Genomic DNA, 10,587 nt, shown 5'->3' on the forward strand with positions numbered 1-10,587 from the left:
ATCCCGACGGGTATCTCGTTGACGGGCGACGTTTCGCGGCTGAACGCGCCGTGCGGCTTGCAAGACACCGGTGTTCGCGGGTCGAACACGTGCAGACCGCGGTTCAGCCTGCGAACACCGGTGTTTTGCACACCCACGCCGTCAGCGACGCGTCGCGACCGTGCTCACGCGGAGGTCCTCGAAGGTGCTGGTGAAGCCGGGGCCTCCGAGCGAGATGAGCCCGACGCGGGGTGCACTGCCGAGGTCCGCCGTCCAGGTCCCGCCCCGGACGAAGTGCCGCCCGTCCAGGCTGGTGTAGGCCGTGTACCGGCCCTCACCCCGGACCTCGCGGTGGACGATCCGGAGCGTGGTGGTGTCCCCGACCGGACCGACGACCATGTTCCCGTAGCTCGGTGCCCCGGCCGGTTGCCCGGACACCTGCTTGCCGAACTCGGTCTGGCGGGTGTTGAAGATCGAGTTCGACGTGAGCCGGACGTAGTTGCCGTCGTCACCCCAGACGATCAGGCCGCCCTGCACGTAGTTCAGGCCGTCGCCGGTGGCCGGAGTGTCCACCCCCACCGTGGTCTGGAGCACGTAGTCACCACGGGGCGCGGGTTCGGACAACACCGATGCGAGCGGCGTCGCCGGCGGGTGGATGTCGGCGTCCTGCGTCTGCCAGCGGAACGTGCCGTCGGCGACGGTCCAGGTGGACGGGTCGGGCGCACGCGTCCACGTGAGCGCGGCGGGCAGCGCTCCGGGCTCCTCCCCCGGCAGCGCGGCATCGTCGAAGGAGGTCGACAGCCCGCGGATCGTCCGCCCCGGCACGTCGACCGGGGCGGTGGACGCCCGGTACGTCGGCCGTTGCCCGGGCTGCGCGACCGGCCCCGGCTGCACCGTGTCGGACGGCCCCGCCCCACCGCGGACGACCGGCCAGCCGCCCTGCCAGTCGAGCGGGTCGATCAGCGCCGGCCGCTTCGTGTAGGTCGGCTGCCCCGCGTAGTACGGGTCGGTGCGGTCGGCCGCGTGGTAGATGATCCAGTCCTGGCCGGCGAAGTCGGTGACCACGGTGTTGTGACCGGTACCGACCCAACGGTTGCCGTTCTGCGCGAGCAGGGGCGTGCCGCCGACCCGGGTGCTCGTGATCGCCACACCGTCGCGGTCCGTGAACGGCCCGAGCGGGCTCCGTGACCGGGCGACGAAGACGCCGTAGCCGGTCAGGGCGCCGTTGCAGCAGTTCGTGGCGGAGCCCATGAAGTACCACCAGCCGCCGTGCCGCATCAGGTACGCGCCCTCGTAGCGGTTGTCGATCGCGATCTGCCGCTCGGTCGACGGGTCGGATCGCAGGCCGTCCGCGCTGAGCCGCCGGACGTTCACGCCGCCGAAGTAGCTGCCGAAGTACAGGTAGGTCGTGCCGCCGTCGGTGATGACCTCGGGGTCGAAGGCCCACCGCGCGCCGTCGCCGTTCGGCGCGGTCTGCGGTGCCACCACCGGTCCGCCGGAGTCCTTCCACGGACCCGTCGGGCTCGAGCTCGTCGCCACCCCGACCGCGGAGCCGCCGCCGCTCGGCCCCGTCGCCGACGGGGTGTCCGACGCCGCGTAGTACAGGTACCAGGTGCCGGCCCGACCACGGTCCCCGGCGCGGTACACGACATCCGGCGCCCAGATCCCGTTCGCGTCGCCCACCCAGGCGGGCTTCGTCGGGAAGGCGTCGTTGACGTACGTCCAGTGGGTCAGGTCGGTCGACCGGTACGTGGGCACCGTGTGCTGCACGAGGGACCCGTCCGGGTTCTGCTCCGTCGCGGTGAGCGCGTCGGTGGTGCAGTACAGGTACCAGTTGCGGTCGCGTCCGGCGCCGTGGATCACGGTCGGGTCGGCGCAGCTCGCCGCCGTCTGCCCGTCCGGCAGGCCGAGCGCGACCGGGTTCTGGTGGCTGGGTGCCGCGCGGCCGTGCCGGCCCGCGGCGCTCGACGCCACGGTCGTGGTGGTGGTCGCCCGGGTGGTCCCGCCCGGCACCGCGGACGCATCCGCTGGTGCAGCCTGGAGGCCCGTGGTCGCGACGCCGAGGAACGTCACGACGGCGAGGAGTGCGGTGGACGATCGGCGCATGCCTGACCTGCTCTCGTCGTTGAGGGAGGTGCTGCTGGAGGGACTGCGGGTGTCGACGGGCGACGTGCGACGTGCGCGAGCGTACGCTCGGCTCGACGAAGGAGTCATGCCATGCCCGCGAGGTTCGTCTACTGGATCAACGTCTCCGTCGACGGGTTCGTCGAACGGGCCCCCGGCGAGCACGACGGCCTGGACGGACCCGACTGGATCCGGATCGACGAACCGCTGCACCGCGAGTTCAACGCCCGCGCCGCCGCGATGACCCTGTCCGTCGAGGGCCGGGTGGTGCGCGACATGATGGACCCGTTCTGGCCCGACGCCCGGCACGACGAGTCGATGCCGCAGTACCTGCGCGAGTACGGCGAGATCTGGACCGCGCAGCCGAAGATCCTGGTGTCCCGCACACGGACCACCGCCGACCACGACACCCGGGTCATCGGTGGCGACGGCGACGCGATCGCCGAGCTGGCTTCGATCCGTGCCTCCGGCGAAGGCGACATCGGCGTGGGCGGACCGAGCATCGCGAGTCAGCTGCTCGATGCCGGGCTGCTCGACGAGGTCATGCTCTTCACGCACCCGTCGGTGCTCGGCGTCGGCCGCCCGTTGTTCGATCCGCCGCTCTCGGGGCACCGCCCGCTCGTGCAGCTCGACCTGCTCGAGCAGCAGCGCTACGACAACGGCGTCACCCTGCACCGGTACGACGTCCGGCGGTCCTGAGCGCTCGCTCGGTCAGTCCTCGACGGGCTCTGCGCCGATCACGCGGACGTTCCAGGCGCTGTCGCGGTCGCTGTCGAACCCGTTGAAGGAGATGCTGTCCACGTCGGCACGCCAGGTCCGCCGCAGGTCGATGCGCTGCTCTCCGTCGCCGCAGGGCATCGCCTGGGTGATGTTGTTCCGCGACGTGCTCCCGGAGACGACCGTGACGGAACCGCTCATGTGCCCGTCGCCGAAGCACGAGAACTCGAGGTGGTCGACCGTTTCCGGGTGCGCGAACGTGATCGTGACGCCACGGTCGATCTCGTCGTCGTTCCCCGTCGCGCTCTGCCGGGCGGATTCCTCGGCGTACATCGCCCCGAGTTCCCGGTCCGAGTGGGTGGCCATCTGGCGCTTCTCCCAGGCGGACAGCGCGGCCTCGTCGACGGGCGGCGACCCGGAGCAGGCGGCGAGCAGCAGCACGCCCGCGATCGCGGGCAGGAGCAGGGCGGGGACGGAACGCACGCTGTGAGCCTAGTGACGCGGTGGACCCGCACCGCGGAACGACGGGAGGCGCGGTGCCGGCTGGCACCGCGCCTCCCGGCCGTGGGGTGGTCGCGTCAGACGTCGCGACGGCGCGCGAGCGTCAGGGCGAGACCACCGATGACCAGGACCTCGGCCGCGAGGACGCCGAAACCGCCCCATCCGTTGAGCACGACCCCGCTGTTGTCGGCCTCGCTCGCGCCGTCGTACGCGTAGGCGTAGAGCTGGCCGCCGGCCATGTCCGGCAGGAACGCGGCGATGTTCGTCGGCCACTCGACGTTCATCAGCCCGGCCATCAGGCCCAGCACCACCGGCAGGACCAACAGGATGCCGAGCGTGATCGCGATGCCGCCGGCGCTCGAGCGGACGAGCAGACCGATGCCGTAGGCGAGGAGCGCCAGCAGGGTCAGGAAGACCGACGAACCGAGGATCGGCAGGAACACCGAGGGGTCACCGATCTGCGGCTCGACACCGTTGCCGGCGAGCAGCGGGAGCGAGATGAGGACGCCGATCCAGGTGGCGACGGCGCTGACCACGAAGGTCGTGAGGGCGAGGACGGTGGCCTTCGCCAGGATCACGCCGGTGCGACGGGGGTCGGCGGTGAACGTCGAGCGGACCTGGCCCGTGCCGTACTCACCGGTGATGATGAGGACGCCGAGCACGCCGACGACGAGCGACGAGAGCAGGACGCCGACGGTGTTGGCGTTGACGAAGGTGCCGTTGGCGATGTCCGTCGGCAGGTCCTGGCCGCCGCTGTTCGTGTTCGCACCGACCAGCGCTGCCATGCCGATCGTGACGACGACCAGGATCGCGTAGCACCAGAACGTGGACCGGATGCTCCGCAGCTTGATCCACTCGCTCCGCACCAGGTGCGGGAACGACAGGCGGGTCGAGCCGCTCATCCGGGTCGACGGCGTGGTGGGCGAGGTGGTGGCGCTCATCGGGTGCCCTCCGATCGGTACTCGACGTCGTCGCGGGTGAGGGCCATGTAGGCCTCTTCCAGGCTCGCGCCGGTCGGGGTGAGTTCGTGCAGGGGGACGCCGGCCTGCGCAGCGATGTTGCCGACCGTCGGGGCGTCGGGCCCGACGACGAGGAACGAGCCGTCCTCGCGCTGGGTGACCGCGGCGTTCGGGCCGATCGCGGTGAACAGGCCGTTCGGGTCCGGCGTGCGGACGATGACGCGGCTGACGGCGGCATCGGTGCCGGCAGCGGCGCCACCACCGGCGACGAACTCGGCGATCGGGGCGTCGGCGAGGACCTTGCCCCGGCCGAGCACGACCACGCGGTCGGCGGTCTGTGCCATCTCGCTCATCAGGTGGCTGGAGAGGAACACCGTGCGGCCGTCGGCGGCCATGCGGCGGGCGAGCTGTCGTACCCACACGACGCCGTCGGGGTCGAGGCCGTTCACGGGCTCGTCGAGGATCAGGGTCTTCGGGTCCCCGAGCAGTGCGGCAGCGATTCCCAGGCGCTGCCCCATGCCGAGCGAGAACCCGCCGACGCGCTTCTTCGCGACGGAGTCGAGGCCGGTCATGTCGATGACCTCGTGCACGCGGGACTTCGGGATGCCGTGGGTCGCCGCGAGGGAGAGCAGGTGGTTGTAGGCGCTGCGCCCCGAGTGCACGGCCTTCGCCTCGAGCAGGGCGCCGACCTGCCGGAGCGGGTCGCGGAAGCTCGTGTACGGCTGGCCGTTCACGGTGGCGCTGCCCGACGTGGGCCGGTCGAGCCCCATGATCATGCGCATCGTGGTGGACTTCCCGGCGCCGTTGGGCCCGAGGAAGCCGGTCACACTGCCGGGACGCACGACGAAGGAGACGTCGTCCACGGCGGTCTTCGGACCGTACTGTTTGGTGAGATGGCTGACTTCGATCACGGCCTCGACGCTACGGGAGCGCTCGGCGTCGCCGCGTCCGCCGTTGGGGGGAGATGTGTGCTCCCACAGGGTGACGCGGGGGTGGCGGGGTCGCGCGGGTTTTCGCGCTGGGCGACAGTTCACGCGCGCGGCCGGCCGTGAGGTGTCGCTGGACGCGAAGTGGTCAGGCGGGGTGGTGCGCCGGGCGTTCGTCGCCAGGGTCGCGAGCGAACGCGAGGCTCTCCTCGATGATCGACAGCACGACCGCGAGTTCCTCGACGTTGCGCGGGCCGTAGACCATGAACTCGGTCCCGTGGTCCTCGTACTGGTGCGGGATCGCCCAGCCGAGCTCGGTCAGTTCGGCTCCCCGTGCGACCGGGAGACAGAGGTGGACCGAGGTGTCCTCGACGCCGTGCAGGTGCACGGGCTCGAGTCGTCCGTCCGGCGCCAGTGACGTCCACGGGACGACGTGGTCGCGCTGATCGCGCAGGAACAACGCGCGTGACGACGCCGGCGACACCTGACTGTGCCCCTCTTCGACGCCGGGCAGCGCGACGGCACTCCCGACGAGCGCTCCCCACAGTTCCGGCGTCGCGCGGTCGGTGAGCTGACGCTGGGGACCGGCGTCGGACACGGCGGGCCGTTCGCCGCGGCGGATGGACCTGATCATTGCTCGACGATACCGTCTCGGCCGGGCTGCATCGCTCCTGTTCGGGCCCTCACGAGGACAGGGAAGCGTCCGCGTCGACCTCGTACGCCTCGAACCGGGCATCGGCGAGGATCGTGTCGACGAGCGACCGCGACCCGGCGACGATCGTCGAGTCCCAGTCGATCTCGGTGGCGAGCACCCACTCGTGCCCCTCGGGCCAGAGCATCTGCGGGGTGTGCCCGAAGCCGACGTACGTGCCCACGCGGGCGTCGTCCGTCCAGGACGGGTCGCTGAGCTGCGGCAGGGACATGGAGAGCAGGAAGCACTCGCGGGCCGGCCACAGGAAGCGCGGACCCGCGAGCGACTCCCGGAGCGCAGCCTGCTCCCGCCGGTGCTGCGCCTGCCTCCGGTCGATGTGCGCCTGCATCTCAACGCGCTCGGCCGCCGTCGGCTCGCCGCTCCCCTGCCACCCGAAGCCCAACGTCGACGTCCCGTTGAGGTCCCCCCATCCGTCCCAGATCGCCCCGACCAGGTCGTCCGGGGTCGACGTCGCCTCGGCGAGGAGCTCGGTGAGCGCGGCGAGTTGCCTCGGCTCGTACCAGCCCTCTTCGGGTGGATGGACGACCCAGCCGTCGTCGAAGGGCAGGTCCGACTCGTCGTCCCGCCCGCTGAACGTCTGCCACGACACGAGCGGGTCGATCGTCCGACGGGTGCGCTCGGCGACGTCGGCCCAGCGCCACTCGGCCGACTCGAGGACCGGGTGCTCGTCGTACTCGTCCACGGTCGTACGGTCTTCGCGATCCGCTCGGAGCGGGTGCAGGATCCGGGCGTACGCCTCGAACCCGGTGCCCGCGACGCCGCCGAACGAGGCGAACGAGCCAGCCCGGGCCAGCAACCAGTCGCCGCGTGAGGCGTCCTCGATCAGTTCCACGTGTCGAGCCTAGGACTGACCGGGGCAGCCCTCACGACGTCGTCCGGACCGCGAAACCGGGCAGGTCCGGCACCGGATCGGTCGCCAGCCGGGCGTGCGTCTCCACGTCGAACCGCTCCGAGCCGTACCGGAGCTTCTGCCGTTCGACGCCCTCCGCGCGGAACCCGGCGATCGTGGCGACTCGACACGACGCGGGGTTGTTCGAGCGGTGTCCGAGTTCGAGGCGGAAGAGCCCGGCATCGAAGCCCCAGGTCGACACACTCGTCAACGCACGAGCGGCGAGCCCGCGGCCGCGAGCACCGGCCGCCAACCAGTAGTGCGCCCAAGCCGTGGCGTGCCGGAACTCGATCGCCGCAAGTCCGACGTTGCCGACCGCGACTCCGTCCTCCACGATCGCCCAGTTCTTCGCCTGCCCGTCGAACCGCAGGGCGCCCCTGACGTGTGTGCGGGCTTGTTCATCGTCGCCGAGCCCGACGTCCGGGAACTGCGTCGCGAGGTCCGGATCCGACCGACTGGCGGCGACGAGCGCAGCCGCGTCGTCGAGCGACCACGGGCGCAGTACGACGACCATGGGTGATCTCCGTCAGCCGGTCAGCCGGCAGCGGGGCCGGCCTGCGGGCGGGGTGCTCGGAGGCCGGGGAACTCGTCGTCGCGCCACTCCCCCTCGGCGCGCGTGCCGTTGCTCACCGACTGCTCCTCGCGCTCCCGGAGCTCCACGCGGCGGATCTTGCCCGAGATGGTCTTCGGGAGCTCCGCGAACTCGACGCGGCGGACGCGCGCGTAGGCGGGGAGAGCCGTGCGTGCGTACTCCAGGACCTGCCTGGCGGTCTCGGCCGACGCCTCCCATCCGGTGGCCAACGTGACGTACGCCTTGACGACGTTGAGACGGGCGTCGTCAGGGGCCGGGACGACCGCGCTCTCGGCCACGGCCGGGTGCTCCAGCAGCGCGCTCTCCACCTCGAACGGCGACACCTTGTAGTCCGAGGACTTGAACACGTCGTCGGTGCGGCCGATGAAGGTCAGCTCGCCGTCGGCGTCGCGGACGGCGATGTCGCCGGTGTGGAAGAAGCCGTCGCGCATCGACGAGGCCGTGCGGTCGGGGTCGCCGAGGTACTCGGCCATCAGGTTGACGGGCCGCTCGGTGAGGTCAAGGCAGACCTCCCCCTCGTCGCCCGGTTCGCCGGACACGGGGTCGAGCAGCGTCACGGTCACACCGGGGAGCGGCTTGCCCATCGCGCCGGGCGTCACGGCGGCACCCGGGGCGTTGCCGATGATCGCCGTCGTCTCGGTCTGCCCGTACCCGTCGCGGATGGTGAGGCCCCACGCCGCTTCGACCCGGCCGATGACCTCGGGGTTGAGCGGCTCGCCGGCCGAGATGAGCTCGCGGAGCGCGCGCGGCTTCACGCCGAGGTCGGACTGCAGCATCATCCGCCACGCGGTCGGCGGCGCGCAGAACGTGTTGACCTCGGCCCGCTCGAGCTGCGCGAGGAGTGCAGCGGGGTCGAAGCGCGCGGTGTTGTGGATGAACACGGTGGCCTCGGCGATCCACGGCGCGAAGAAGCAGCTCCAGGCGTGCTTGCCCCACCCGGGCGAGCTGATCGTCAGGTGCACGTCACCGGGCCGGACGCCGAGCCAGTACATCGTGCTGAGGTGTCCGACCGGGTACGACGTCTGGGTGTGCACGACCATCTTCGGCTTCGACGTCGTGCCGGACGTGAAGTAGACCAGGCACGGGTCGGTCGTGCGGGTGACGACGTGGGGACGGACCTCGTCGGTGGGAGCGGGCTCGCCCAGGTCGATCGGGTACTCCGTCCACCCGTCAGCGGGACCGCCGATCACGATGCGCGTGAAGGACCCGCGGACGTCGTCGTACTTGTGCGTCTCGCTCCGGTTCGTGACGACGTGCGCCACGGAGCCCCGGTCGACGCGGTCCTGCAGGTCCGCGGTGTCGAGCATGGTCGACGTCGGCAGGATGACCGCACCGAGCTTGATCACGGCGAGCATCGTCTCCCAGAGCTCGAGCTGGTTGCCGAGCATGACGAGGACGTGGTCGCCCTGCTGCACGCCGAAGCCGTGCAGGCGCGCGGCGAGCCGATCGGACCGTGCGGCCATCTCGGCGTAGCTGAGCCGCTGCTCACGACCGTCCTCCTCGACGATCCAGAGCGCGGTGCGGCTGTTGTCGGTCGCGATGACGTCGAACCAGTCGGTCGCCCAGTTGAACGTGTCGCCGACGTCCGGCCAGCGGAACCCGGCGCGTGCCGCTTCGGGAGAGTCCGCGGCGAGGAGCTGGTCGCGGGCGGCACGGTACGCGGCGGTCGGGTTCACATCAGGCACGGACCGATCATGCCGCATCCGTCTCGGCATGCTCACGAAGACCGCCGTCAGCGCCCGGTCGCCCGGCCGTTCCCCCGCACGACCGCACCGAGCACCCGGATCGTCTCGTCGGTGTCGACGTGCAGGTGCGCCCCGATGCAGAGCGCACGTGCGGCCTCGATGTTCTCGGGCACGTCGTCCACGAAGAACACCTCGTCCGGGTCCGCCCCGAGGCGCTCGAGGGTGATCCGGAACGCGTCGGCATCGGGCTTGTTCACACCGATCTCGTGGGAGTAACAGATCGGGTCGAACACCGCCGAGAACCGGAAGCGCCGCTCCTCTTCCTCTCGAGCACCATCGCCCGAGTTCGACAGGATCGCGAGGCCGATCGTGCCGCGGAGTCCGGCGAGGAAGTCGTACAACGGCTGGTTCAGGGTTCCGCAGTACGCATCCCAGAAGTCGGCCCGCATGACGGCGAGCTGGTCGGCCCCCAGCCCGAGCGCCGTACCGATCGCGCCCCAGTACCGGTCGACGACGCCGGTCCGACGGGAGGCGTCGGGCAGGTCGGCCGCGACGAGGCGAGCGGAGAAGTCGTCCGTCGTCATCCCGAGACGCTCGGCCCACCGCGCCCGGAAGCGTCCGGGCCAGGCGGCGTCGTCGACGAGTTCGAGGACCCCGCCCACGTCGAGCAGCAGCCACCGCACGGCGGGCCCGGCAGCTCCGGCCGTCCCGCCGCTCACAGCGATCCCCGCAGCTGCCGGATCATCTCGACCTCGAGTTCGCTCGGTTCGAGGACGTACGCCTCGGTCGCACCCGTCGGCTCGTAGCCACGTCGGGCGTAGAAGGCCTGCGCACGAGTGTTCCCCTCGTGCACGCGCAGCCGAAGTGCCGACCCGTGTGCAGCCGCCCACACCTCGATCTCGTCGAGCAGCGCATCGGCGACACCGGCGGTGCGACCCCGGTGCGACGGTGCGACGTAGACGCCGACCAGGAGCGGCCCGACCCGGGGGCCGGGCACGAACACCCCCATCGTCCCGAGCCACCGGCCGTCGGCGTCGATCGCGGCGAGGGTGGTCCCGCCGACGTCGTGCTCACGGCGGCCGCGTCGACGCCAGTCACGCTCCTGCAGCCGCTCCGCGTCGGCGAGCCGCTCCCCGTACGCCTTCGGGGTGTCCCGGAGCATCTCGAGCCGCAGTGCCCGGACGGACTCCCAGTCGTCCTCCGTGGTCGGTCGGATCGTTGTTCCCCGCATGACCCGAGCCTAGGGGCGACAGGCCCGGAGAACTCGTTCCAATCCGTCTGGCGGACGACGCCGAATCACCTGCAACGACCGGGAAACACCCGGAGCGCTCACCAGCCGCACATCGCTGGTTCTCCACCCCACCAAGGGTGTGTTCGGCGCGCACACAGCAACCGCGCCGAGCGCGACAACAGCAAAGGACTGATCACGATGCGTAAGAGCCTCAAGACCTCCATCACCCTCGCCACGACCGGCGCCCTCGTCCTCGGCGGTGCCGCGTTCGG

The 10,587-nt window shown here is 71.3% G+C and carries 11 protein-coding genes; 1 reads left to right on the forward strand and 10 read right to left on the reverse strand.

The features are described from left to right. Nucleotides 1-141: 141 nt before the first annotated feature. Nucleotides 142-2,085: a family 43 glycosylhydrolase gene (locus DEJ00_RS17430; protein WP_146248008.1), complete on the reverse strand. Its 1,944-nt coding sequence runs from the start codon at nucleotides 2,083-2,085 to the stop codon at nucleotides 142-144. A gap of 111 nt (nucleotides 2,086-2,196) precedes the next feature. Between DEJ00_RS17430 and DEJ00_RS17435 the strand changes: the two genes are divergently transcribed. Then, nucleotides 2,197-2,802, forward strand: a complete 606-nt coding sequence (locus DEJ00_RS17435) for a dihydrofolate reductase family protein (RefSeq protein WP_111058229.1) — start codon at nucleotides 2,197-2,199, stop codon at nucleotides 2,800-2,802. Between the two features lie 12 nt (nucleotides 2,803-2,814). Here DEJ00_RS17435 and DEJ00_RS17440 read toward each other — a convergent pair whose 3' ends face one another. The 9 genes from DEJ00_RS17440 to DEJ00_RS17480 form a co-directional block, all read right to left on the reverse strand. Then, complete coding sequence (locus tag DEJ00_RS17440) at nucleotides 2,815-3,303, reverse strand: hypothetical protein (protein ID WP_111058230.1); 489 nt, start codon at nucleotides 3,301-3,303, stop codon at nucleotides 2,815-2,817. Nucleotides 3,304-3,398: 95 nt separating this feature from the next. Then, on the reverse strand, nucleotides 3,399-4,262 hold the full coding sequence (locus DEJ00_RS17445; protein WP_111058231.1) for an ABC transporter permease: 864 nt from the start codon (nucleotides 4,260-4,262) through the stop codon (nucleotides 3,399-3,401). Then, nucleotides 4,259-5,191, reverse strand: a complete 933-nt coding sequence (locus tag DEJ00_RS17450; RefSeq protein WP_111031071.1) for an ABC transporter ATP-binding protein — start codon at nucleotides 5,189-5,191, stop codon at nucleotides 4,259-4,261. The genes DEJ00_RS17445 and DEJ00_RS17450 overlap by 4 nt, the downstream gene beginning before the upstream one ends. A gap of 163 nt (nucleotides 5,192-5,354) precedes the next feature. After that, complete coding sequence (locus DEJ00_RS17455) at nucleotides 5,355-5,840, reverse strand: luciferase family protein (protein ID WP_220038893.1); 486 nt, start codon at nucleotides 5,838-5,840, stop codon at nucleotides 5,355-5,357. Between the two features lie 49 nt (nucleotides 5,841-5,889). Further along, the gene (locus tag DEJ00_RS17460; protein ID WP_111058232.1) at nucleotides 5,890-6,750 is read right to left on the reverse strand and encodes a hypothetical protein; all 861 of its coding nucleotides are present in this window, start codon (nucleotides 6,748-6,750) and stop codon (nucleotides 5,890-5,892) included. Nucleotides 6,751-6,781: 31 nt separating this feature from the next. Next, nucleotides 6,782-7,321: a GNAT family N-acetyltransferase gene (locus tag DEJ00_RS17465; protein WP_111058233.1), complete on the reverse strand. Its 540-nt coding sequence runs from the start codon at nucleotides 7,319-7,321 to the stop codon at nucleotides 6,782-6,784. A 20-nt stretch (nucleotides 7,322-7,341) separates the two neighbouring features. Continuing rightward, nucleotides 7,342-9,102: an AMP-binding protein gene (locus DEJ00_RS17470; protein WP_111058234.1), complete on the reverse strand. Its 1,761-nt coding sequence runs from the start codon at nucleotides 9,100-9,102 to the stop codon at nucleotides 7,342-7,344. A gap of 29 nt (nucleotides 9,103-9,131) precedes the next feature. Further along, nucleotides 9,132-9,803, reverse strand: a complete 672-nt coding sequence (locus tag DEJ00_RS17475) for an HAD-IA family hydrolase (protein ID WP_111058235.1) — start codon at nucleotides 9,801-9,803, stop codon at nucleotides 9,132-9,134. After that, on the reverse strand, nucleotides 9,800-10,315 hold the full coding sequence (locus DEJ00_RS17480; RefSeq protein WP_111058236.1) for an N-acetyltransferase: 516 nt from the start codon (nucleotides 10,313-10,315) through the stop codon (nucleotides 9,800-9,802). Before DEJ00_RS17480 ends, DEJ00_RS17475 begins: the two co-directional genes overlap by 4 nt. Nucleotides 10,316-10,587 lie beyond the last annotated feature (272 nt).

It is taken from the genome of Curtobacterium sp. MCLR17_039 (assembly GCF_003234745.1).
In the GTDB taxonomy this organism is placed as follows: domain Bacteria; phylum Actinomycetota; class Actinomycetes; order Actinomycetales; family Microbacteriaceae; genus Curtobacterium; species Curtobacterium flaccumfaciens.